Here is a 23,139-nt window from a genome sequence, read left to right as displayed (position 1 = left end):
CGTTACTGTCTCTTTATCATTCAAAGGGCCAGGCTGGCAGCATGTTATTTAATGGCTTATCTTCCCGATACCCAAGCACATATTCTGCCTGCATAATGGTGTGGATTTCTCTTGTTCCTTCGTAAATAACAGGAGCTTTGGAGTTTCTTAGGAAGCGCTCAACAGGATATTCATTGGAATAACCGTAGGCTCCGTGAATTTGAACCGCATCATCTGCGGCCTTATTGGCAAAATTACAGGCCTGCCATTTGGCTAGTGATGTTTCTCTCGTATTGCGCAATCCTTTGTTTTTGAGCTCTCCAGCACGGTACACCAATAAACGGCTCATTTGCAAACCCGCTTCCATGTTGGCAATCATTTGCTGGACAAGCTGGTGTTTACCAATTTCTTTGCCAAATGTTTTACGCTCGTGACAATATTTAACACTTTCTTCCAAACATGCCATAATCAGGCCTACTGCCCCTGCAGCAACGGTAAAACGTCCATTATCCAGCGCAGACATCGCAATTTTGAATCCTTCTCCTTCTTGGCCAAGTAAATTTTCTTTTGGTACACGGACCTGATCAAAGAACAATTCTCCTGTATTTCCGGATCGGATTCCGAGCTTTCCTTTAATGGACTTGGATGAAAATCCAGGCATAGTGCGTTCGACGATAAAGGCGGAAATTCCATGATGCTTTTTCGATTTATCTGTATACGCAAACACGATAAAATGATCGGCGACATCGCATAAAGATATCCATGTTTTGGAGCCGTTTAAAATGTAGTGGTCACCGTCTTTAACAGCCGTTGTTCCAAGTGATGCCACGTCAGATCCAGCTCCCGGTTCTGTTAAGCCAAAGGCGCCGATTTTTTCACCTTTTGCTTGTGGAACGAGATATTTTTGCTTTTGTTCTTCGGTCCCCCACTGTAACAACGTCATACTGTTTAATCCGGTATGAACGGATACCGCCGTGCGGAAAGCTGTGTCACCTCTTTCCAGTTCTTCACAAACGATGGCCAGCGAATTATAATCCATTCCGCTGCCGCCGTATTTTTCAGGGATGCAGACACCTAGCAAGCCTAATTCTTTTAAGCGCTTCCAAATGATCGGATCGAAATATCCCCGTTCATCCCACTCTCGCATATTCGGGATAATTTTCTTATCAACAAAATTTCTGACCATCTTTCTCAACATCCGTTGTTCTTCTGTGAATTCAAAATTCATCTTAAAAACTCCTCCCGCGATTAAATAATGTTATTCTCTTTAAAATAGGTAATCTCCTCAAATGAAAATCCAGCTTCCTGCAGGATTTCCCATGTATGCTCCCCGGCCATCGGCGGATGACGTTCTATCTTTGTATTCGTTCTTGATAGTTTAACAGGCGAACCAACGAGTTTTACCATTCCTGCTTCCGGGTGTTCGACTTGGACAACCATATCACGGGCCAAAACTTGTGGATGTTCAAATACTTGATCTATAGTATGGATGGGACCGCATGGAATATTTTTTTCTGAAAACAGTTTTATCCACTCATTGACCGTTTTGAGCTGGAGCTGGTATTCTAAAATCCTCGTCAGCTCCAGCTTATTTTCCATTCTTGCCACATTCGTACAGAAGCGAGCATCCATTGCCATTTCGCTCAGCCCCATTACTTCACATAGTGTGGCAAACTGCCGGTTATTCCCGACTGCGATAATTATGTCCCCATCTAACGCTTTGAATTTCGAATAAGGGACTATATTCGGATGGTCATTCCCGAGTCTACGCGGTACCTTCCCGGAAATTAGATAATTGCTGGCGACATTGGCAAGCGAGCTGACCGCTGTATCCATCAGTGATAGATCAATTTTTTGCCCCTTGCCGGATCTTCCCCTTTCCAACAAAGCCGCTTCAATGGAAATGACCGAATATAATCCTGTTAAAATATCCACCATGGCAACACCGATTTTCATTGGACCGCTCTCTTCGCTTCCGGTTATACTCATCAGGCCGCTCATCCCTTGAATAATAAAGTCATAACCCGGCAGATACCGGTACGGGCCCGTTTCCCCGAATCCCGTGATGGAACAATAGACGAGCCGCGAATTTATTTTTTGTAAGGCGTCGTAGTCGAGCTGCCATTTTTCCATCGATCCAGTTTTAAAATTATGAATGAGCACGTCCGCTTCTTTTGCCAGAATTCGAATGATTTCCCTGCCCTCTTCTGATTTCAGATTTACGGTAATGCTTCGCTTATTGCGATTTGTACATAAATAGTAAGCACTGACACCGTTTTGAAACGGCGGTCCCCAGAACCTCGTTTCGTCGCTGCCGCCCGGGGCTTCTACCTTAATAACATCTGCTCCGAGGTCTGCCAAAATCATTGTACAATATGGGCCGGCAAGCACCCTAGTCAAATCTAATACCTTTACACCCTCTAGTGCGCCTCCGATGTTCACCGCCTCCTATTGAAAAAGGTTTCTTAAAAACAAAAAAGCCAGCCCAAACACACTTTAGTGATATGGACTGGCTTTACGAACCATTTGAACCAGCCGGCTAAGGCTGGAAATGGAATCTTATCAGTCAACTGTTAAATTAAGATAAGAAGAGATATCTTCATTACCTTCACCTGTAAAAGGTAGATAGGATGAAGTTTACACTTATTTTAAAAGAATTTTCTGAATATTTCAAGAGGATTTTACCAAAAATATATAAACATTTCGCGCCTGTTTTGCTTATCGTTCATTACCTGTTATTTTTTGCTTAACCCCTAGATGCAATGATGTCAACCGTTCCGTTCCCAATATGTGAAGGCAGGAAAAACTGTTGTTCCCAATCATTGTTTTGAACATGTCCATGCACAAGTTGACTGAAATGATCAAAATAATCGTGAATATCCCTAATCAATAAATGTGAAGTCAACATAATACCCCCTTCCACAATCCATTAATGATAATGATTATCATTTTTATTATATTTAATTTCTTTATCCATTCCAATATATAAAGAAAATTTTGATAAATTGCTGTTTTCCCTTTTACCTAACAAATTCCATCACTTCCTGTTCAATTGAAATGTTTATCATTTTTTTAAAGCAACGATTAATCTATACCCACAATTTTGCTGCGGCGTTCAAGGAATACAACATCACGCCATACGCCATTTAACTTTCCTAAACGTTGTCGTATACCAACTTCACGAAATCCAACACTTTGATGTAAACGTAAGCTTGGTATGTTTTCAGGGAAAATCCCTGCATTTAATGTCCAAAATCCTTTTGCTTCCGATTCTTTGATCATGGCTTGCAGAAGTTGTTTTCCAACACCATTTCCTCGGCTCACATCTCGAACATATACACTCACCTCTCCCACTCCTGCATATACGCAGCGATCTGATACTTTACTGATCTTACACCAGCCTTGAATACCTTTTTCATCTTCAGCAACCAGACACAAGTTTTCAGCAATTGTCGATTCCCATTTTTCGAATTGTGGCACTGTCGTTTCAAACGTTGCTTGTCCTGTCGCAATTCCTTGCTCGTAAATTTCCTTCACTTGCAGCCAATCCTCTTTGTAAAAGCTGCGAATGTTCATATTTAATCTCTCCTTATTTTTTATATAGAAAAGGCAAAAGGCACTAGGAATCGCCCTACTGCCTTTTCTATGTCACAATAACAACACTTACGATTAAATGTAGATGGGCAACATCCATAACGGTTTTGTATGCAATATCTTCACTTTTTTCATGAGATCGGAATCATCATGGAAAACAAGTTGCTCATTTTGTCTTACCTAACAGTTTCTAATCTGTTACACCACGTTTTTTAAGGTTTCATTGCTTTTATGACCGCAGAAGCAATGTAATCTTCGATGTTCGCTCCAGGCACCCAGTCTTTGATAAACTCCTTCGATTCATCTTTCGGTTCAATGGTGATCTGTATGAATCCACTCTGTTGCAACAATGATTCCAGTTCTCTAATTGATGCTGCTCCTGATACGCAGCTCGAATACAAGACATCCATATTGTTTTTGATTTCCGATGGAAGCTCTGCTGTCGCTACAACGTCGGAAATGACAAGGCGACCACCTGTTTTCAGCACACGATAGGCTTCCTTGAACACTTGGGGCTTATCTGGAGAAAGATTAATGACACAATTGGAAATAATAACATCAACCGTACGATCTGCAACCGGTAAATGTTCAATCTCTCCTAATCGAAATTCAGTGTTGGTATAACCATTCTTGGCAGCATTATTCCGAGCTTTGCTGATCATTTCTGGCGTCATATCTACACCAATGATGCGGCCGGTTTCTCCAACCTGTTGTGCCGCCAGAAAGCAATCAAATCCAGCACCGCTACCAAGATCCAACACTACTTCTCCAGGTTTCAATTCCGTAATTGCCAGCGGGTTGCCGCAGCCAAGTCCAAGATTGGCTCCTTCTGGTACGGCAGATAATTCCTCATCCGAATAACCTAGTTTTGCCGATACCTCCTTAGGTGTACCACAACCTCCGGAACTGACTGAACAACAACCCCCAGAATTCACTTCCTGCAGCGCAATTTTCTTATAGCGGTTTCGGACATTTTGCCGGATTTGATCGTTATTCATGTGATTCATAAGTGATCACTCCTTAAATAAGATAGAATAAAAATCCTAATAACCCTGCCATCGTCATGACAGAGTCTACAAACGCAAAGACTAGTTTCTTTTTAAAGATACTGTGCAATATTGATATCCCGGTAAGCTTGCAGCTTCTCAGTTAATCATCAATGCAATGTCATGCTCATTGTAATCAACATTGGCGAGATAGGAATCACGAAAAGACGGACATTCCAAGGATTTTCGATGATTGCAGCAATACACCCCCATTTAGATTGAAATTCATTCTGTCGGTACAGCGCCATGAATAACGGCTCCAACGCCTGAACCCAAAAGCAAATAGTAAAAGGTGTCCTGTAAATCTTCTCTCATGTTTCCTTTTTAATCTTTATCTCTCCTTTCGCCATTACTTTGCATAGCTTGACTTTCAACTTGACTTTCAATCCGTATTTTTCAAACCTGAATATATCTATCTAAAAAGTGAATAACAATTAAAATACTAAAAATAAAAGAGTTCATTCCAACGAAACAGAAAGAAATTTTCGAATAATCTTATCTCTTTTATTTTATTTGCAAAATGCAAATATAAGTTTAACGAATTGGCAAGCCAAGATAGCTTGCCTTAAAATAATGGTTTGCAACATACGCTCGATTTTGCCATGCACTCATTCAACAATTTAATCGAACGAATTACTGTTTCTTTCTCGAATTCCGTCATGTGTGAAAATACCTCTTCTAAATATTGTCTGATTTCTCGATCGATAGTTGTTGCTATAAATTTTCCCTCGTTGGTTAGAGATAACGTGTATACTCTTCGATCTTCAGGGAGCGGCGTTTTTTTTACTAAACCCATTTTGACCAAATTTTGAATCTGTCTGCTGAATGTCGTAATATCCATTCCCAATACTTCGGCCACTTGTTGCATAGAAGGGTATTCTCTTTTATCAATTTCATATAGAATATGGCTTTGAACGAGAGAAATATCAACACCATCAATAGAACAGCAATTTTTATTCAGCAATCCAAAACGACGTGTCATCACTTGAAAAAGCTCTCTAACGTTTTCCATTTTTTCACCTCTATATTTATTTATACTATATTATTTGCAATTTGCAAATAATCATTTTTAATAATAAACTGAAGCTCCATCAGATCGTTGAATGGAGCCGAAAAAAACTGTTAAGACATTAGTTGTGAAACTAGCTGAATTTTGCACTATAAAGTTAAAAATAGACTATTCACACAAATCTTTTGTCCGCTTTAAACCACTCATATATTGTTATTGGAACCATGCAAAAGTTTCGAGTCTTTCAGTACCTAGACCTGTGCTGCTTATTTATTCGCTGTTAAAACAGTTGTTAGCTCGTCAATTGCTTGCCGAATATCATCCTGCGTATTGTAAAAATGAGGAGCGATTCGGATGACGTCGTTTCTAGCAGAAACAATGATATTTCTCTCTTTCAAGATCGATTCTATTTGCCCAGCATTTTTTACATAAAAAGCAGTTATGCCGCCTCTTTTGTGAGCCGATAAAGGAGTAACAGTGTGTAATCCTTTTTCTTGTCCATAATCTAATGCGAATTGAGCTAATAGGTTTAAATAAGAAGATATATTCTCCACTCCTATTTCAAGAAGTAAACGAATAGCGGCAGCTGCTGCATAAGCGCTTATAAAAGAAGGCGTTCCAGTCTCAAAACGACGTGTTCCAGCTGCTGGTATAATTTGATGAACATTGAATTTCGAATGATCCTCCTGACCAAACCATCCTGTGACACGCGGTTTCCATTTCTCTGCCAATTCAGCTTTTATGTATAGGAAGGATATTCCCGGAATACCTAACATGTATTTCCTTGTTCCTGCTGCCAATATGTCGATATCCATTTTCTTTACATCAATAGGCACCTGTCCAGCAGATTGATATGCATCAACAAAAAGAAGTGAACCTTTACGATGAACAATGTCTGCAATCGCTTTGAGATCTTGTTTAAAACCGTTGTAATAACAGACATGGGAAATGGATGTGACAAGTGTGTCAGACGTTACATAACGTTCATAATATTCTAAAGGAATGACTCCTTGTTGAGAAGGAATAAATCTGACCTTTGCTCCAAATTTCTCCTGAGCGAGCCATACATGACCGGCGGTTGGAAAGTCCATATCTGTCGTCACAATGATATTTTTCCCTTTTTCAAAAGAAAGTGAAGAGGCGATAGCAGAAAAAATGTCAGAGACCGAGCATAATACAGCAATTTCATTAGGTTCAGCACCGATTAATTTTGCAAAACTGTATTTTGCCTGTTCAACTACTTTTATTGCTTGATTCCAATTAACCCCCGCCGTTAGCAAACTATTCATATACGCTTCAATCGATTCGGAAACAGTTTTTGAAATGGCTCCTTGCGAACAGCTCGCCAGATGGATTTTCGATGCTAAAACAGGAAATAAAGGACGATAATGAGCATACGGGTGTTTCAATCCTATCTCCTCCTTTTAACTCCGCAAAAAAAAATTTTCTCCTAGTTATTGGTCTCCTGATTATTATAGTAATCAGCAACTGGATTTTTTCTTTTAGTTTATTATCCTGTTTCATAGACTTACAAGAGTTTACTATTTGGAGTAATGAAACCTCTACTGCAAACTCCTGTTTTTATTTTGCCAGTGTGAATCCAATATAAATCGCTGCTCCCCACATGACGAGCGCGGAAATTTTGTTGAAAGCACTCATCAAGTGTCCAGATTTATCTAGATCCCCTATTCTCCGTCCTGCCAAAGCCAGCCCCGCAAACCAGATCCAAGAAACTAGAATACAGGCAAGTGCAAAAGCTGCTTTTTCCCCTCCATTGTATTGAAGTGAACTCGTTCCGATCACGCCAATCGTATCCATGATCGCATGTGGATTGAGCAGCGAGACCGATGCTGAAAAGAGAACTTGTTTGAATGGTGTAAAAGTTTCCTTGGCTGTTTTTTCGTTATTCTCTTTATCAGTAGAAGAGGTACTTTTCCAAGTGCTCCACCCCATATATAACAAAAATAAAATTCCTAAGCACAGCATAATCGTTTTGATCAAAAAAGAACCCAAGACCATAATAGATACTCCGAAAACAGCAAGGATGATTAAAAGTGTATCACATAGTGAAGCAGTTAAAACGGCTGGGAGCGCATGAATGAAGTGTTTCTGAAGAGCTCCTTGATTAAAAATAAAAACGTTTTGGACGCCAAGAGGAAGAATAAGTCCAAATGCAAGAATAAGTCCGTGAATAAAGGCTTCCTCCATTCCAATCCCTCCTATTGTATAGCATATGAATACAATTTTACTCGGAAATCGATTATTGTCTCCAACCAATTGGATGGATTCAATACCAACCAAGTTGTATAATCGACTCATATGATTGTAAAGGGAGAGTATTTTTTCATGAATGAATTAGATTGGAAGCCAGACAAATCGACTCCAGTTCCCCTTTATATCCAGATCAAAGAATATATTAAAGAAAAGATTGAAACAGGAGAATGGACTTTAGGGACAAAAATCCCTCCTCAACGCACATTGGCCCAAGCATTCGGAGTGAACCGCAGTACGATCGTGGCGGCTATGGAAGAATTGATTGCTGATGGATTGCTGGAAGGAAAAAGAGGGAGCGGTACCAAGATTATTAACAATTCATGGTCTTTGATGACCTCTACCCCTCCCCCAGACTGGAATTCCTATGTGCAAGCGGGGAGTTATTATCCTAATTTGCCTACGATACAGGAAATCAATAAAGCAGAGTTTGATTCAAATATCATCCGGCTAGGAACAGGAGAGCTTTCTCCAGATTTATTTCCACGTGAGATGATGAAACAAGTATTTGAAAAGCTGACGGGGCACATTGATTCACTTGGCTACGAGGAACCGAAAGGGCTGCTTTTTCTCAGGGAACAGCTCAGTAGATATTTGAAAACCATCGGGATTGAAGCTTCCCCTTCTTCCATTTTGATTGTGTCAGGAGCTCTGCAGGCATTGCAATTGATATCAATAGGTCTATTGCGGCGAGGTGCTACGATCTTTCTGGAAAAACCATCGTACCTGTATTCCCTGCATGTATTTCAATCTGTCGAAATGCGATTATTTGGACTTCCTTTAGATGAGCATGGAATTCAAGCAAATAAGATTTCGGAACAAAAAAAGCGGCAAAATGCTTCATTGCTTTATACAATTCCGTCCTTTCATAATCCAACAGGAATTTTGATGTCCGAAGCAAGACGGAGAAAACTGATCGATGTATGCGAAAAGGAGCGGCTGCCGATTATTGAAGATGACGTATACCGAGAACTCTGGCTCGATTCACCGCCTCCCCCACCATTGAAAGCCATCGATAAAAATGGGCTTGTTTTATATCTTGGGAGCATGTCGAAAACATTGAGTCCCGGTCTGAGAATCGGCTGGATAGTCGGACCGAAGCCTGTTATTGAGCGATTGGCGGATATTAAAATGCAAACCGATTACGGATCCAGTTCCTTGTCTCAATGGGCAGTTGCGGAATGGCTAGCAAGCGGGCTCTATCATCAACATTTGGAAGAGGTCAGAAAAGAATTGAAGGTTCGAAGAGAGATCATGATTGATTTATTACAGAGGTATTTTTCCGATATTGCGACCTGGACTGTTCCTAGAGGTGGTTTTTATATATGGCTGCGCATATTGCCTTCAATCTCCATACGGGAACTTTTTGAAAAATCATTAGAGCATGGAATTCTATTAAATCCAGGAAATGTCTATGATAAGCATGCAGCCCAGTACCTTCGCCTTTCTTATTCCTACGCTTCTTTAGCTGACCTGGAGAAAGGAATGTTCCGTCTTTCGAAAGTCATCCGACAACTAATCACCTAACTCTTTAACGTGCGTTCCATAGCGGTAGTTGAATCCATCGCATACATCAACATCTCGTATAAAACAGCCAATATCGAAACTTGAATAGGTCCCACATTCAGGCGATTGTGAATCGACGCTTGTATCGGAAGCTTTCTCGATTTTATTCTTTCAAGCCCCACTTAAACTACACATAACCAAAATAAAATAATGTTAGAAATCGGGCGGTGTTTCAAAAATGTAATAATTGAAGCCTCAAATCGTACTATAAATCCCTTAAAACTTTTACCTAAATTAAATATCTATTTTTCTCCCTAAAATCTGCCCCATTGCAGCAAATCTATTAATCTTAATGTTGATATTGTCTTGCAACAGCCAATGCTATATGACTTTTTCGTTAATTGTCTAATTCTTCTCCTAAAAAACACGAAGAGCCCGAGAAAGTTCTCCAGGCTCTTTTTGTTATTGATATGGAGGGACTGAAGGAAGTTATTCACCAGTCTCAGCAAAACGTTTAATTCTTTCACCAATCTCATCGCGAACACGCATGAAAACAGCCCATTTTTCTTCTTCTGTCCCCTCTGCCTTCGCAGGATCATCGAATCCCCAATGTACGCGTTTCACGTGCGGAGGTGTTACCGGGCAATGGTCTGCGGCGTGACCGCATAATGTTACGACCAAATCCGCTTTATTTAAAATTTCCGGATCAATGATATCCGATGTTTGGTTCGAAATATCAATTCCTACTTCTTTCATGACTTTTACCGCGTTTGGATTTAATCCGCGAGCTTCGATACCGGCGCTGTACACTTCCCACTCGTCGCCAAGATATTTTTTTGCCCATCCTTCTGCCATTTGGCTGCGGCAAGAGTTGCCAGTGCATAAGAAGTAAATCGTCTTTTTGTCTTTCATGTTCATTCCACCTTTGTTGTTAGTATGATACTGATTCGGTTTTAAAGTATTTTCGTTTAAACCATAATGCTACGTTGACCAATGCAATCATGACAGGCACTTCCACAAGTGGTCCAATGACAGCTGCAAATGCTGCACCAGAATGGATCCCAAACACGCCAACAGCTACAGCAATCGCTAACTCAAAGTTATTGCTGCCGGCTGTAAAGGCAAGTGTGGTGGTGACAGGGTAGCTCGCTCCAAATTTCTTCCCCAAGAAGAAGGAAACGAAAAACATCAATACAAAGTAAATGAACAATGGAATGGCGACTCTCACTACATCCAACGGCAAACTTACGATAGCGTCTCCTTTTAAAGAGAACATGACGATAATCGTAAACAATAAAGAAATCAATGTAATCGGGCTGATTTTTGGAATGAATACTTTTTCATACCATTGTCTGCCCTTTGCTTTTACCAACAAAAAGCGCGTCACCATTCCGCCAAGAAACGGAATTCCTAAGTAAATGAACACCGACTTGGCGACTTCCGTCATTGTAATATGAACGACAGCACCTTCTAGTCCTAACCATTCTGGAATGATTGTTACAAACACATACGCATAAACAGAGTAAAATAGCACTTGGAATACAGAGTTAAACGCTACAAGCCCAGCTGCGTACTCTCTGTCTCCTTTCGCTAAATCATTCCAGACGATCACCATCGCAATACAACGTGCCAGACCGATTAGGATGAGTCCGACCATGTATTCCGGCTTATCCGGCAAAAATACAATCGCCAATACAAACATCAATATTGGTCCAATAATCCAATTTTGTACAAGGGACAAAACCAATACTTTTATGTCTTTAAAGACGCGTCCCATCTCCTCGTAGCGAACTTTTGCTAACGGAGGATACATCATGAAAATTAAACCAATGGCAATTGGAATCGATGTGGTTCCTGCCTGTAAACTGTTTATTGCGTCTACAAAGCCCGGAAAGACAGATCCAAAGCCAATTCCTGCTGCCATAGCTAGGAAAATCCAAAGCGTTAGATATCGATCCAAGAACGATAGGCGTTTTTTCCCCGTATTATTCATTTTCCCTCCCAATTAAATTAAAATTAATAGGTTAACAACCACAACGGAGTGTAGGGTTGGTTTCCTCAATCTTACGAATATTCTCTGTTTGATCTGGAATGTGCTGCAGAATTTCTTGAATGAAATCATATAACTCATTTTCTAGATTGAGAGAATAATAAATCCATTGCCCCCTTCTATCTTCTTTTACTAATCCTGCATCTTTTAACTTGCGTAAATGCTGACTAATAGCCGGCTGACTCATATCAAATACTTCTAGAAGCTCACAGACGCAACACTCGCGTTTCTTTAAAATGGCCATAATCGTTAAACGTGTTTTATCACCGAGTAGCTTTAAAACGTGTGCTGCTTTTTCTATTTCCACCACTACTTTTTGCATTTGGAACACCCCCTATACATATATAGTTATATAAATATTTACTTATATATCAATCTACTTTATGGTTCATCGCACACTAAAAAATGTCTTTTCATATCCACGACATGAATACTGTTTAGTATTATCATTTCCTTAACTTCAATAAACATATAACAATATACTTATATAAATCAACGGAAAATACGATTTTTAACATAATCTTTATAATTGACCCGAAAGTATGAAAGAAATTTTTAAAATCAGTGCAAATAACTTTACGCGAAACAGAAATTTTCGCTGTTTCGCCTGCATGAAAATCAAGTTACAGTCAAGTGATGCTCAACTTTACTAAAACTTCCGACCAGCTCCCCCAATATTTTCAGACCAGTATGGATATTCTTCTGTAGCTGCTGTTGTACGTGCTACTGTTTCTCCCAGTAATTTTGCTACAATGTATAAAGACATATCGATTCCAGCTGACACTCCAGCAGAAGTTAGAATATTGCCTTCATCCAAAAATCGGACATTTGAACTACTTCAATGTCCATATAATTAGATTTCATGTATTCAATCGCAAATGAATGTGTAGTTGCCTTTTTGCCGGATAATAGACCTGCTTCTGCCAACAATAGTGCACCTGAACATACCGATGCGACCATGCCGCCAGACTTGTAAAAATTTAAAATCCATTCAAGCAGCTGTTGATTTTTGAAACTGGATCTGATAGCAAATAATGTCCCGCCCTGGACAACTTAGTTTACACGGCTTGAATTGCAAAAATCTGCACTTTCATATCGATTGTCCTCGACCATCTTTTGTTCCGTACGTACATATGCTTCAACATGCTTTCGATCTCGCAGAACTATTTTGATGATTTGATTTACTGATATCACCTCTTGACTACATTTTTATACATTATACTGGTAATGGATATAAATACAATTGATTATGAGGAAAAATAAAACGTTAAAATTCCCCAATTTTTTCATAGTTTAATAACGACACTTGAGTAAAAGCGATTAACAGTTTTACTTTTTTTCTTCTTTGGTGTTGCAATTTGCAACATGATTTCCTTTCTTGTAAAGGTAATAAACATTTCATGTAGTTAATAATCAAGCAGTCTTTGTAATGAATGTATTGATTGGTTTCTCTAGTATTTCCAAGAGCCAAAATAATTTTGCAAACATATTTCCGAACGAGTGGAACATTATTAAAATTGAATTGGGGTCTTTTGTTACGTTCTTCCGTATTCTTTACATAGATTGACTAATATGTCTCATTTACAAGCGAAAAAATTATTTAGTCCGCTAAATATCAACGCTTATTGTATACTATCATTATTCATTTATTGTAATCGTAGTTTTAGATTCACAATAAAAAAAGGAGTAGTTCCATGGGTGATATTAAATTATTTCGTATAAATGGAGAACATGTAAGTGAATTGGAAGGCACATCTCTGACAATTGAAAAATCGCTGCAAACCCTTATTGAGCGTAATCTTGAAACATTTTTAGGTGTTCGGTTTTTAGCATCAGAATATTCTACTGGTAAGACACATGGCGGCAGAATCGATACATTAGGTATTGATGAAAATAACTCTCCAGTTATTATCGAATATAAACGAGCTGTCAATGAAAATGTCATTAACCAAGGATTATATTATCTGGACTGGCTGTTGGATCATAAAGCAGAATTCACTCTTATGGTAATGCGCAAATACGGTAATGACTTGGCTGACGCAATTGATTGGACGAATCCGCGCTTATTATGTATTGCGGGTGGATTCACAAAATATGACGAACATGCTGTTCAACAAATAAATCGGAACATTGAGTTGTACCAGTATAAGTTTTATAAAGATGGATTTCTTTTGCTCGATTTAGTAAATGCAACAACTGCACAACCATTACTGGAAGTTGAAAACCATATTAACTCATCGAAGCCCGGATATAAGACAGTCTCCGAATATCTGGAACAATCCAGTACAGAATTAAAAGACCGGTTTGAAGCAATAAAAGCATATATTATGGCACTAGGCGATGATGTACAAATGGCTGTATTAAAATACTACATAGCCTTTAAGCGCATTAAAAATTTTGTCTGCTTAGAAGTGCATCCTCAGACAGAAAAAATCGTCTTATTTTTAAAAGTGAATCCAGATGAAATTGAACTCGAGCTAGGATTTAGCCGTGATGTTCGAAATATCGGTCATATCGGAACAGGGGATTTAGAAGTCAGTATTTATAATGATGAAGATTTTGAAAAGGCAAAGCGACTTATTCATATGAGCTATGATAGAAGTTAAAAATCGCCGGTAATTATTATACTTGGCGATTTTTAATAATTAAATATTTTTAACCAATCCTCTGTAAAGAAGGCAGGATTTATTTTATCTCATTATTTCCATGATACAATTCCAATAAAAAGTGTTTATTAAGAAGAGACAGGAATTGTCAAAACATCTAGGTGGAGCAGATTTTTGAAGGAATTTGCGAACGAAAGCAGTGATGATGCTCTACATATATTTGACAAAAAGGCAGTGTTAGAATATGAATAGCTGGAGGGAATCTTGTGAATCAAACTTTAAAGAAACAACCTGTTGCGTTTGTTACAGGAGCTTCAAGCGGCTTTGGATTGCTAACAAGTGTAGCGCTTGCCCGCGAAGGCTACCGCGTGCTGGCTTCAATGAGAGATTTGGATAAGAGAGGACGACTGGAAGCGGCAGCCAAAGAAGCAGGTGTAACAGACCGGATTGAGATTATCCAACTAGATGTAACCGATTTTTCAGCAGCGGAAACTGTAATTCAGAATGTGATTGAAGATTACGGCCAAATTGATCTGTTGGTAAACAACGCGGGGTATGCAGCGGGAGGGTTTACGGAGGAGCTTGCTGTTGAAGAATGGCAGAGGCAATTTGAAACGAATTTTTTCGGTTTGGTGGCAGTAACAAAAGCTGTTTTGCCGTCGATGAGGGCACGCAGAAGCGGCAAGGTTGTGAATATAAGCAGTATTAGCGGACGAATCGGATTCCCTTCTATGGGACCTTATGTGGCATCCAAGTTTGCGGTGGAAGGATTCAGCGAGTCTTTGCGTTTAGAGATGCTGCCGTACGGTGTTCATGTCGTTTTAATTGAACCGGGATCCTATAAAACGGAAATCTGGTCAAAAGGGCTGGATGCGGTATCGGTCAATCCGGATTCTCCTTATGTTAAAGAGATGGAGAAAATTTTGAAATATGTCAACCATGTTGCTGACACGGCACCCTCTCCGTATGAAGTGATCCAACAGATTGTACACGTGGCAAAGTCTCCTTATCCGAAATTGCGGTATCCGGTTGGCAAAGGCGTGAAATTAGGAATGGTCTTGAAAAATATATTGCCGTGGAAGTGGTGGGAGCGGATGGTGATGAAGCGGCTGTGGGAGAGTTAGAATCGTGATGCTGGGACATTAGTTCAAAAATATAGAGGTGAAGAGTCAGAGTTTACGGTTCAGTAAAATTATAGTTTGATGATATTTTTTGTCACTTCACTAATGGAAAGGGATTGAATTTGTTGAACAGTTTAAGATTAATTAAAGGTGAACCGTATCACAAGTGGAAATAGTTGTAGATAAAAAATTGCTAGGGAAGCTTATATGAATGACATGACTTTTAGATTTATCATTTATGGTGAGAAGACTGCTTACTCAAGGGGAATGAGGATGACACATTCCCCTTGAGTAAGGAGGGAATTCACCGTTTAAGGGCTTAGTTCAGTTTTATTTCAGACCATTGTAGGGATCAGGATCATAACTTATCAAGAGCTTCGTTAAATGTTCTGCATGGAATTTCTCATCACGGCTAATGACAGAGAAAACATGACTAACATCCGGGATAGAGATTTCAGCTGCATATTGATCATAAAGTACGGCTGTCTCTAGTTCTCCTTTAAGATCACTTCTGACAAGATTTAATATCAATTGTTTATCATAATTGGGTCTATAGGTCTGCATTGGTTCCTTTACATCCAAATGAGTGTTTTGATAGTAGAGATAGGTTTGATATTGTACAGGATCGTATTTGCGCAAGAGGGTTAGAAACATTCCGTAATGTTTTTTTTCATCCAGCATGATCATTCTCCAAACCCTATTGACTTCTTCCATGTTGGAATTTGCAATATGGTAATTATAATCATTAATTGCGGTTAACTCAGCGACCATCGCTTCCCTGATTTTACTTGTGATAAAGATGGGCTTCCCCTGCGGTTGACCTCCCGGAAATGTATAACTCAATATAGATTCCTCCCGATTATCCATTAGAATGATAATATACTTTATGGGCTGCTTTCATGAGTTGTGCATGGTTATTTTTTTGAAAGTCGATTAGCAGGGGCCCTTTACTAAAAGTTTTTGACAAACCATAATCAATTACCTAATAACGATGTAAGGTCTTATCATCTCATAGTCCTCGTGCTCCAAAATATGACAGTGTTGTTCTTGAGGAGCTTTGGGGGTGTCTTATAAGTCGTTTATACGGCTTATTGACGCCCCCATTAATGTTTTAGAAACGTTGATATATCGATGTTTATGATTTTTTGTTTTTAAAGTAATGAAGCCCGCTTATTTCAAAATCTTAAATCCGAATTTTTCAAAAATTTGAAACGAATCTTCTGTCTGTAGGTACTGATAGAAATCGGCAGCCTCTTTTTTATGCTTTGTGTCCTTAATGATGCCAACTGGATAAATAATAGGATCATGCATATTTGCGTCTGCGATGTCGACAATTTTTACCTTATCAGATATTTGGGCATCAGTTTTGAATACAATTCCTGCGTCCACTGTATTTGCTTCTACATATGATAATACTTGGCGCACATCCTTTGTGTATACGACTTTCTCTTTTACTTTTGGCCAAAGATTTAGCTTGGTCAGAGTTTGCTGCCCGTATTGACCTGCTGGAGTAGTTTCAGGATTTCCTAATGCAAATTGCTTAATACCGCTGTCTGCCAAAGACTGAAATCCTTTTACTGTGTCTGCTTTATCTTTCGGAACGATTAAAACGATTTCATTTCCTAACAAGTTTTTACTCTCTTCTTTGTTAATCAATCCTTTGTCTACGAGTGGACGAAACTTATTTTCAGCAGCCGAGAAAAATAGGTCTACCGGCGCTCCTTGTTCGATTTGCTGTTGCAATGCACCAGAACTTCCAAAGTTAAATGTAATTTTTATATTTTCATGTTCTTTTTCATACTTTTTCTGAATTTCCGTTAAGGCATCTTGTAAGCTTGCGGCTGCTGAGATGGTTAATTTTACTGTCTGTTTATCCTCTGTCTTCTTTGATTCCTGTTTTTCTCCCTCGTTTGTACAACCAAAAATAAAAAAGATTGAAGCACACAAAAACATGATCATGATCATGCGAATAGAATGCTTCATGCTTTCTCTCCCCCTTCTATTTTTATAATCTAATATAAAACTTATTATAATTTCTTATAACTATTTTGTATAGTATATAATTAATTTATATAAAATATAATTATATAGAATAGTAAAGTGTCTCCGTTCATGGATAGAAAAAAACATTTTGTTCAGTGCAATGAAAAAAACCATAAGGTGCTTTTTAATCGGCCTTGCCAATACCGCCTTTTCAATAAATGCTTTTATCAGCTTTTACTTTATCTACGTTTTCGATTCTTTTTTCAAACCATCCAATCTTAGATGTTTCTATTGCATCAAACATCGGAACATAAGGCTTTATATCGAGTAGTGGTGTTTCGTTCAATACATCGACATCTAGGACATGGATATGGTTCCCCTCAATACTTTTCAATCGAACGACTGAAAAGCCGATTGGGTTCGGTCTTTTCGGGAATCTTGTTGCAAAAATACCATGGGGTTGATCATCTAAGAAAGGAACTACCTGCAATGAATATTCATGAACCTTATGAAAATAATAAATAAGAATAAGATGAGAAAAGCCGTCCAGATCTTTCATTCCTTCTACATACAATGGGTTAAGCTCTATTGTTCCTTCTACATTTTTCGCCGCTGCCGATTGAATCGGCATTCCTTCCAAGGTGTTAAAAGGGGTTAGAATTTTTCCTATCGCTTTAAAATGAATGTTCATCTTTACAACATCCTATATTCTTTTATTTATAATTAATTATATTTAATTATAAATAAATATAATAGAAAAAGATATACTTATGTTTCTCTTTTTGGTTTTTCATTTCCAGTGCTCACGAATCAAGAAAACCAGATATTCCAGTGCCAAAAAGTGATAAAACAAAGCCAGAGGTTTTTAAGAGAAACCCCTGGCTTTTAGCTGGATCCATTTCAGCTTTCATAAACGACTTGCCCGGTTTGTGATAAATCATAGCCTCCTAGTGCTTTTAAATCGTTTTGAAAGTGAACCGATCTTAAAATTTGCAGGACTTGACTAATTAACTCTCTATTCTCATCGTTCTTTAAAATAACCAAATCGTACTTTTCATTAACTAACGGAATGAAATCGACATCTTTAACTAGGTTAGCCCCTCTTTCAATTCCTACCCCGACATCTGCATCCCCTTTAGCGACAGCACTTGCGACACTTACGTGATTGGTTACCTCATTGTCATAGCCGTTAATTTCAGAAACAGGTATGCGATACTTTCTCAAACATTCATCTAGTAAAACACGAGCACCCGCACCTTTTTCCCGGTTCACAATTTTTATATTTTTTCTTCTTAAATCTTCCCAATGCTTAATATTCAACGGGTTTCCCTTTTTGACGTAAAAGCCTGCCTTCCTTGTTAGTAAATGAATCACGATATACTGAAAATTCACTAGTACCTTATTGATATACGGAACATTATATTCACCTGAAATTCCTTCGATTAAGTGTGTACTGACAATGTCTGAATATCCTTGATACATTGAAATTAGGCTTTCTAAGCTTCCAACATAAGAACGAAGTGGCCGAAACCTTTTCGAGGATTTTTCTAAGTAGTTCGCCAAAATATCTAAGCTCATATCCTGGCCGCTTATAATTAATTGTCTAGGTTGCAAATACCCTTGAGTTTCAATCGATGCTTCTTTTTTTGATGACTGTACGGAGCTTGGCTGCAGTTCTTCTTTTGACTTTTTTATATACTCTTCTAGATCGGAAGGATCAATTCGCATTTGTCGTCCGACACGATAAGCAGGTAATAACCCTTTTTTCACTAAATCATATACGGTTAATTTTGAAACCTTTAATATGTTTGCCACTTCCTCGGTTGTATAAGAAAGATTTTTTTCCATACCTACTTGCTCCTTCATAAAAAAATTCGTTATAAGTAATTAAATGTAATTTGATATAATGTATTGATAACTTCTGTATCAATGATTTATATTTAAATATAAATAAAATTAATTATTTTCTTAACAAGAAGATGGCTATGTAGTTTATATCTAATCTTGATTATATCATGTTTTGTTTCGCTCTTTTTCAATGGAAATGACTCAACTTCTTGTTTTACCATTTCCTTTACTCCAAAGTTTAAAATAATTATAACCATTTATAACGAAAAATGATGAAACTTTATGAAAAGGTGAACGACAAGTATGAATTACTCGCCGCTTATACTCTCTTTAAAAACGGCAACAATCGCCACGTTTATCGTATTTGTTACTGGGGTTGTGTTGGCACGATTGATTAGTCGTAATTCCTTTCGAGGGAAAAGTGTTATAGAAGCGATTATTTTGCTGCCACTCGTGCTTCCGCCTACAGTTGTAGGCTTTGGTTTATTATATATATTTGGTAAAAACGGTTTTATTGGTCGATTACTGCTCGATTGGTTTGATTTCCAAATTGTTTTCACTTGGTATGCTGTTGTGATCGCAGCAGTCGTCGTGTCTTTTCCTTTAATGTATCAAAGTGCATCTGCAGCGTTTCGGCAGTATGACCCAAATATTGAAAATGCTGCATATACAATGGGGGCATCGAAATGGAGAGTGTTTTGGACGATATCTTTTCCACTGGCATGGCCAGGACTGTTAGCTGGCTTAGTTTTATCCTTTGCACGAGCGTTAGGAGAGTTTGGTGCCACTCTCATGCTCGCCGGCTACATTCCGAATGTCACCGACACTATTCCTCTAGCCATTTATTTTGCGGTGGAGTCAGGTAATTTGGAAGCGGCAAAATTTTGGGTGATCATTATCGTTGCCCTCGGCTTTAGCGCTATTTTATGGCTAAATTGGTGGAGCAAAAGGAATATGATGAGACATGTACAAAAATAGTAAGTTCAAAAATTTTTAGAGCTTATTTGTCGCTTACTTAAAGGAGTTTTTTCTTATGCTTATCGTTGAAATCCAAAAAAGACTATCCCATTTTGAATTAGATGTAAAATTTTCAGTGGCCAATGAGATTGTTGTCCTTTTTGGCCCCTCCGGCTCCGGAAAAACGACAATCTTAAATTGTATTGCTGGGATAAGCAAACCTGCTGCTGGCATCATCCGATTAAACGACACCATTTTATTTGAAAATAAGAAAGTATTTGTTCCTATTCAAAAAAGAAACATCGGCTATGTATTTCAAGATTATGCGCTTTTTCCCCATATGACTGTTTGGAAAAACATTGCTTATGGCATGCAAAATGAAAGCTTTGTCAAAAATTTAATGAAAGAGCTGCGAATTGAACACCTTAGAGATAAATATCCGTCTGAAATTTCAGGCGGCGAAAAACAACGGGTCGCCATTGCACGAGCCATTGCAACCGAGCCGGATGCCTTGCTTTTAGATGAACCTTTTTCTGCATTAGATAATCAAACACGTGTAAAAGGTCATGAAGAGTTATTACGTATCCATAAGCTTTGGCGCATTCCCATTATATTAGTCACCCATCATCTTGAGGAAGCAAAAAAATTGGGGAATCGAATTTTATATTTACACGAAGGAAAAATTCGTGACAGTGAAATGAACGCGAATCTTATTCAGAGTTAATTGACAGACTTACTCTTTAAGCTAACATCAATTATAGCAAATTATGAGGAAAAAGGGGGTTTATAGCATTCCCCTTTTTCAGATTTTGTGTTTACTTCCTTAAAAACAGTAAATTAAATTTATTTTTATATTGTTCATTTAGCACATAGTTCTATTTTTACTGGGTACGTCTCTCGCTTGTAACATTGTGCCTCTGCAAAACGGCATAATTCTTGCTCGTGAAAATATGTAAAACGATGCTTTTTATTGATAAAATCTATAATTTTTAATGCAAAAGGATCAATGACGGACAGTTGAACAAAGAATTCTGGGGACAAATTACAGCTCTCGTCTCATTCATTTGTCCGCCGACAGGGATGGCATTGGGTTGAGCTTATGGTGCATTAGAATTAAGCTCAACCGTTTCCGGAAAAGACTGGCTTTCAGGTTGAGAGCTTGGCACAGGGGAAAAATTATTCTGCAGCGCCCTCGACCCATTGGATATCGTCACTCGCGTTAGTTCGCTTTCTAAATTCAGCAGCGCGGACCGGTTACGGCCTCTTTGAGAAGCAACGGATCTCAAGCTGTTTACATGCTTGAAAGCTGGATTGTATCAAAAATCACAACATGCCTGTGACATGGTTGTCCGTGCGGAAGTAGGCGTATCTTCCAGCATCAAAAGCGCCAATGCAAGGAATCAACAATTTAAAGGTATGAAAACGAAATGCCTATGGATATAAGAATTTTACCCGTTTTGCTCAAAAATACTATGAATCCACAAGTATAAAAGAATTGAGGGACATATAGGCTAGCGCTACCTTTTCTTCTAGAAAGGGAGGTACCCCTTTTTCAGAAGAAAAGGCCACCAAGCGAAGCGCGGTAGCCTGAACCCCAATATTTGACAAAGAACCTTTTTTATTACACCGGATATACTCCATGCTTTCTTTCCGAAAAGACGATATATTTCGACATATAGGCATCAAAGCGACGAATCAATTCTTCGCGAAGCTGGTTTGGAGCGATAATTCCATCTATCACCATCTCTGAGGCTAAACGATAAATATCAATATCGCGGCGATACTCCTCCCGTTTTTGTTCAATAAAGGCTGCCTGTTCTTCTTTAGGAAGCTCAGCAATTTTATTGGCATAGACTGCATTAATCGCTGCTTCTGGTCCCATCACGGCAATTTGCGCATTAGGAAACGCTAAGCAGCAATCCGGTTCAAAGGCCGGGCCAGCCATCGCATAAAGACCTGCCCCATACGCTTTTCGCACAATAATAGAAATTTTCGGAACTGTTGCTTCTGACATCGCTGAAATCATTTTCGCTCCATGGCGGATAATTCCTGCCCTTTCCACTTTTGTGCCGATCATAAATCCTGGAATATCGGCTAAAAATAAAAGCGGGATATGGAAGGCATCACATAAAGTAATAAATTTGGCTGCTTTATCAGCCGAATCATGGAATAGGACACCGCCTTTGATGCGCGGCTGGTTAGCAAGGATACCGATTGGCTGTCCATTCAAGCGAGCAAGTCCTGTAATCAATTCAGGTGCAAACAGCTTTTTGATTTCGCAAAAAGAGCCTTCATCAATAAAACGCTCGATCAAGTCATACATATTAAACGGCGCATTTTGATTCAGAGGTAAAATGTCCTCAATCGTTTTTTCAAAGCTCTTCGCTGGTTTTGCTTCGACAATCGGCGGTTTTTCAGCGAAATTGGCTGGAAAATAAGATAAGTACTTGCGTGCAAACTGAATGGCTTCTTCTTCTGTTTTCACAAGTACATCTCCACACCCAGAGACACTGCAATGCATTCGTGCTCCACCCATCTCTTCAAGCGTCACTTTTTCGCCAATCACCATCTCGGCCATTCGCGGCGATCCTAAATACATCGAAGCGTTTCCTTCGACCATAATGACGATATCGCAAAAAGCTGGAATATAAGCACCGCCGGCCGCCGATGGTCCAAATAATAAGCATATTTGCGGCACTTTTCCAGAAAGCTTTACTTGATTGTAAAAAATGCGCCCTGCCCCGCGGCGACCAGGAAACATTTCGACTTGATCCGTAATCCGCGCTCCAGCCGAGTCTACTAAATAAAGCATCGGACACCGAAGCTTTTCTGCGGTTTCTTGGATACGAATGATTTTTTCTACGGTCCGTGATCCCCACGATCCCGCCTTTACCGTTGAATCATTGGCCATTACACATACGGTTTGCCCGTTGATTTTTCCGGTCCCTGTTACCACGCCATCAGCTGGCAGACCGTCAGCAAGACAATTGGCAAATAAAGCATCCTCAAATTGCATTCCCTCTTCAAATAACAGCTTTAGACGATCTCGTACGAATAGCTTGCCTTTCTCCGCATTTTTTTGATGGTACTTTAATGCGCCGCCTTGTTCAATTTTTTCGACTTGTTCCGCCAATTTCTCGGTCAATGTTTTTGCTTGCTCGTTGATCAC

Annotated in this window: 22 protein-coding genes; 5 read left to right on the top strand and 17 right to left on the bottom strand. The window is 38.9% G+C overall.

The features are described 5' to 3' along the window. Window positions 1-16: 16 nt before the first annotated feature. From NSQ41_RS09445 to NSQ41_RS09410, 8 genes are all read right to left on the bottom strand, one after another. Window positions 17-1,207, bottom strand: a complete 1,191-nt coding sequence (locus NSQ41_RS09445; RefSeq protein ID WP_339211558.1) for an acyl-CoA dehydrogenase family protein — start codon at window positions 1,205-1,207, stop codon at window positions 17-19. Between the two features lie 20 nt (window positions 1,208-1,227). Then, window positions 1,228-2,415, bottom strand: a complete 1,188-nt coding sequence (locus NSQ41_RS09440) for a CaiB/BaiF CoA-transferase family protein (protein WP_339211609.1) — start codon at window positions 2,413-2,415, stop codon at window positions 1,228-1,230. 310 nt (window positions 2,416-2,725) lie between these two features. After that, window positions 2,726-2,884 carry a hypothetical protein gene (locus NSQ41_RS09435; RefSeq protein ID WP_339211556.1) on the bottom strand — a complete coding sequence of 53 codons (159 nt, stop codon included), beginning with the start codon at window positions 2,882-2,884 and terminating at the stop codon, window positions 2,726-2,728. Between the two features lie 179 nt (window positions 2,885-3,063). Continuing rightward, the gene (locus NSQ41_RS09430) at window positions 3,064-3,555 is read right to left on the bottom strand and encodes an N-acetyltransferase family protein (protein WP_339211554.1); all 492 of its coding nucleotides are present in this window, start codon (window positions 3,553-3,555) and stop codon (window positions 3,064-3,066) included. Window positions 3,556-3,785: 230 nt separating this feature from the next. Then, window positions 3,786-4,580 (bottom strand): arsenite methyltransferase, encoded by a 795-nt coding sequence (locus NSQ41_RS09425; protein ID WP_339211552.1) that lies wholly within the window; start codon window positions 4,578-4,580, stop codon window positions 3,786-3,788. A 604-nt stretch (window positions 4,581-5,184) separates the two neighbouring features. Further along, the gene (locus tag NSQ41_RS09420) at window positions 5,185-5,631 is read right to left on the bottom strand and encodes a MarR family winged helix-turn-helix transcriptional regulator (protein WP_339211551.1); all 447 of its coding nucleotides are present in this window, start codon (window positions 5,629-5,631) and stop codon (window positions 5,185-5,187) included. 263 nt (window positions 5,632-5,894) lie between these two features. Further along, entirely contained in the window at window positions 5,895-7,037 is a 1,143-nt protein-coding gene (locus NSQ41_RS09415) for an aminotransferase class V-fold PLP-dependent enzyme (RefSeq protein ID WP_339211549.1), read from the bottom strand. A gap of 172 nt (window positions 7,038-7,209) precedes the next feature. Then, window positions 7,210-7,836 (bottom strand): LysE/ArgO family amino acid transporter, encoded by a 627-nt coding sequence (locus NSQ41_RS09410; RefSeq protein ID WP_063388315.1) that lies wholly within the window; start codon window positions 7,834-7,836, stop codon window positions 7,210-7,212. A gap of 138 nt (window positions 7,837-7,974) precedes the next feature. On the opposite strand from NSQ41_RS09410, the gene NSQ41_RS09405 reads away from it, so the two are divergent. Continuing rightward, window positions 7,975-9,426: a PLP-dependent aminotransferase family protein gene (locus tag NSQ41_RS09405; RefSeq protein ID WP_339211547.1), complete on the top strand. Its 1,452-nt coding sequence runs from the start codon at window positions 7,975-7,977 to the stop codon at window positions 9,424-9,426. Window positions 9,427-9,894: 468 nt separating this feature from the next. On the opposite strand, the gene arsC is transcribed toward NSQ41_RS09405, so the two are convergent. The 4 genes from arsC to NSQ41_RS09385 form a co-directional block, all read right to left on the bottom strand. Continuing rightward, window positions 9,895-10,317 carry an arsenate reductase (thioredoxin) gene (gene arsC, locus NSQ41_RS09400; RefSeq protein ID WP_339192826.1) on the bottom strand — a complete coding sequence of 141 codons (423 nt, stop codon included), beginning with the start codon at window positions 10,315-10,317 and terminating at the stop codon, window positions 9,895-9,897. 19 nt (window positions 10,318-10,336) lie between these two features. Beyond that, on the bottom strand, window positions 10,337-11,398 hold the full coding sequence (arsB, locus tag NSQ41_RS09395) for an ACR3 family arsenite efflux transporter (RefSeq protein WP_144598538.1): 1,062 nt from the start codon (window positions 11,396-11,398) through the stop codon (window positions 10,337-10,339). A 31-nt stretch (window positions 11,399-11,429) separates the two neighbouring features. Beyond that, entirely contained in the window at window positions 11,430-11,777 is a 348-nt protein-coding gene (locus NSQ41_RS09390; RefSeq protein WP_144598537.1) for a metalloregulator ArsR/SmtB family transcription factor, read from the bottom strand. A 473-nt stretch (window positions 11,778-12,250) separates the two neighbouring features. Further along, window positions 12,251-12,415: a DJ-1/PfpI family protein gene (locus NSQ41_RS09385; RefSeq protein ID WP_339192822.1), complete on the bottom strand. Its 165-nt coding sequence runs from the start codon at window positions 12,413-12,415 to the stop codon at window positions 12,251-12,253. 734 nt (window positions 12,416-13,149) lie between these two features. Between NSQ41_RS09385 and NSQ41_RS09380 the strand changes: the two genes are divergently transcribed. Then, complete coding sequence (locus tag NSQ41_RS09380) at window positions 13,150-14,061, top strand: DUF5655 domain-containing protein (protein WP_339211545.1); 912 nt, start codon at window positions 13,150-13,152, stop codon at window positions 14,059-14,061. A gap of 266 nt (window positions 14,062-14,327) precedes the next feature. Further along, complete coding sequence (locus NSQ41_RS09375; protein ID WP_339211543.1) at window positions 14,328-15,185, top strand: oxidoreductase; 858 nt, start codon at window positions 14,328-14,330, stop codon at window positions 15,183-15,185. Window positions 15,186-15,512: 327 nt separating this feature from the next. Here the strand turns inward: NSQ41_RS09375 and NSQ41_RS09370 are convergent, their stop codons facing one another. The 4 genes from NSQ41_RS09370 to NSQ41_RS09355 form a co-directional block, all read right to left on the bottom strand. Next, window positions 15,513-16,025, bottom strand: coding sequence for a rubrerythrin (locus tag NSQ41_RS09370; RefSeq protein WP_094245830.1), 513 nt, complete (start codon window positions 16,023-16,025; stop codon window positions 15,513-15,515). A 327-nt stretch (window positions 16,026-16,352) separates the two neighbouring features. Continuing rightward, a complete protein-coding gene (gene modA / locus NSQ41_RS09365; RefSeq protein ID WP_339211608.1) occupies window positions 16,353-17,147 on the bottom strand; it encodes a molybdate ABC transporter substrate-binding protein in 795 nt (264 codons plus the stop codon). A gap of 229 nt (window positions 17,148-17,376) precedes the next feature. Further along, entirely contained in the window at window positions 17,377-17,856 is a 480-nt protein-coding gene (gene tsaA / locus NSQ41_RS09360; protein ID WP_130157274.1) for a tRNA (N6-threonylcarbamoyladenosine(37)-N6)-methyltransferase TrmO, read from the bottom strand. A gap of 209 nt (window positions 17,857-18,065) precedes the next feature. Beyond that, window positions 18,066-19,013, bottom strand: a complete 948-nt coding sequence (locus NSQ41_RS09355) for a helix-turn-helix transcriptional regulator (RefSeq protein ID WP_339211540.1) — start codon at window positions 19,011-19,013, stop codon at window positions 18,066-18,068. A gap of 303 nt (window positions 19,014-19,316) precedes the next feature. On the opposite strand from NSQ41_RS09355, the gene modB reads away from it, so the two are divergent. Together modB and NSQ41_RS09345 are read left to right on the top strand one after the other, a co-directional pair. After that, entirely contained in the window at window positions 19,317-19,991 is a 675-nt protein-coding gene (gene modB, locus NSQ41_RS09350; RefSeq protein ID WP_066250710.1) for a molybdate ABC transporter permease subunit, read from the top strand. Between the two features lie 55 nt (window positions 19,992-20,046). Then, a complete protein-coding gene (locus NSQ41_RS09345) occupies window positions 20,047-20,694 on the top strand; it encodes an ATP-binding cassette domain-containing protein (RefSeq protein ID WP_094245826.1) in 648 nt (215 codons plus the stop codon). An 897-nt stretch (window positions 20,695-21,591) separates the two neighbouring features. Here NSQ41_RS09345 and NSQ41_RS09340 read toward each other — a convergent pair. Further along, window positions 21,592-23,139: an acyl-CoA carboxylase subunit beta gene (locus NSQ41_RS09340; protein WP_339211539.1), complete on the bottom strand. Its 1,548-nt coding sequence runs from the start codon at window positions 23,137-23,139 to the stop codon at window positions 21,592-21,594.

Source organism: Aeribacillus sp. FSL K6-8210 (assembly GCF_037963925.1).
GTDB classification, from domain to species: domain Bacteria; phylum Bacillota; class Bacilli; order Bacillales; family Aeribacillaceae; genus Aeribacillus; species Aeribacillus composti.
The sequence above is the reverse complement of the archived record's forward strand: the minus strand, read 5'-3'. Positions and strand labels throughout refer to the sequence as shown.